Source organism: Gryllotalpicola kribbensis, assembly GCF_039538245.1.
In the GTDB taxonomy this organism is placed as follows: Bacteria; Actinomycetota; Actinomycetes; order Actinomycetales; family Microbacteriaceae; genus Gryllotalpicola; species Gryllotalpicola kribbensis.
Genome location: NZ_BAABBX010000020.1, coordinates 1 through 1,942 on the forward strand (window position 1 = coordinate 1; position 1,942 = coordinate 1,942).

Below are 1,942 nucleotides of genomic sequence, written 5' to 3' on the forward strand. Positions count from 1 at the left end.
AAGATGCTCGCGTCCACTGTGTAGTTCTCAAAATACGGACAGCACCCGCCACCCACAGGAAACCCCTGCATCGGACGGGCCTGAAGAAACAGCCCCCACCACCCGGAAAACCCAGGCAGCCGGCACGGTCCCTCAGGACCCAACAGCGCGCACCCCACCAGCTCCCCCAGCCACAGCGTTCCCAACCCCAAAAAGGCCGTACTAACTGCAACCGGCATCACCGGCAGGCATCGTCAACGTTCCACCCACGAGCCCCACCCGAGGACATCCGCCTCGGACATGGGTTCTAGACGAGCAAGCTCGCCAGATGCTCCTTAGAAAGGAGGTGATCCAGCCGCACCTTCCGGTACGGCTACCTTGTTACGACTTAGTCCTAATCACCGATCCCACCTTCGACAGCTCCCTCCACAAGGGTTAGGCCACTGGCTTCGGGTGTTACCGACTTTCATGACTTGACGGGCGGTGTGTACAAGGCCCGGGAACGTATTCACCGCAGCGTTGCTGATCTGCGATTACTAGCGACTCCGACTTCATGAGGTCGAGTTGCAGACCTCAATCCGAACTGAGACCGGCTTTTTGGGATTCGCTCCGCCTTACGGCATCGCAGCCCTTTGTACCGGCCATTGTAGCATGCGTGAAGCCCAAGACATAAGGGGCATGATGATTTGACGTCATCCCCACCTTCCTCCGAGTTGACCCCGGCAGTCTCCTATGAGTCCCCGGCCGAACCGCTGGCAACATAGAACGAGGGTTGCGCTCGTTGCGGGACTTAACCCAACATCTCACGACACGAGCTGACGACAACCATGCACCACCTGTATACCGACCACAAGGGGGCGACCGTCTCCGGCCGTTTCCGGTATATGTCAAGCCTTGGTAAGGTTCTTCGCGTTGCATCGAATTAATCCGCATGCTCCGCCGCTTGTGCGGGCCCCCGTCAATTCCTTTGAGTTTTAGCCTTGCGGCCGTACTCCCCAGGCGGGGCGCTTAATGCGTTAGCTACGACACGGAAACCGTGGAATGGTCCCCACATCTAGCGCCCAACGTTTACGGCGTGGACTACCAGGGTATCTAATCCTGTTCGCTCCCCACGCTTTCGCTCCTCAGCGTCAGTTACGGCCCAGAGAACTGCCTTCGCCATCGGTGTTCTTCCTGATATCTGCGCATTCCACCGCTACACCAGGAGTTCCATTCTCCCCTACCGCACTCTAGCTCGCCCGTACCCACCGCACGCCTCAGGTTGAGCCTGAGGATTTCACGGCAGACGCGACGAACCGCCTACGAGCTCTTTACGCCCAATAATTCCGGACAACGCTCGGACCCTACGTATTACCGCGGCTGCTGGCACGTAGTTAGCCGGTCCTTTTTCTGCAGGTACCGTCACCCGAAAGCTTCTTCCCTGCCAAAAGAGGTTTACAACCCGAAGGCCGTCATCCCCCACGCGGCGTTGCTGCATCAGGCTTTCGCCCATTGTGCAATATTCCCCACTGCTGCCTCCCGTAGGAGTCTGGGCCGTGTCTCAGTCCCAGTGTGGCCGGTCACCCTCTCAGGCCGGCTACCCGTCGAAGCCTTGGTGAGCCACTACCTCACCAACAAGCTGATAGGCCGCGAGTCCATCCAAGGCCGCAAAAACTTTCCACCCCCCACCATGCGGCAGGAAGTTATATCCAGTATTAGACGCCGTTTCCAGCGCTTATCCCAGAGCCAAGGGCAGGTTACTCACGTGTTACTCACCCGTTCGCCACTAATCCAACAAGAGCAAGCTCTCGCCTTCATCGTTCGACTTGCATGTGTTAAGCACGCCGCCAGCGTTCGTCCTGAGCCAGGATCAAACTCTCCACAAAAAAACTGCGGCCGAATCCGACCATGACCAAAGAACATCAAAACTGACATTCAAATAATCAAATAAACCAAAGGAATCCTCACACCATCAAAAACGACA

General features: G+C 57.3%; 1 rRNA gene. It reads right to left on the reverse strand.

The window, feature by feature from the left end:
* Positions 1-318: 318 nt before the first annotated feature.
* Positions 319-1,844 (reverse strand): 16S ribosomal RNA (locus ABD716_RS16330).
* Between the last annotated feature and the right edge of the window lie 98 nt (positions 1,845-1,942).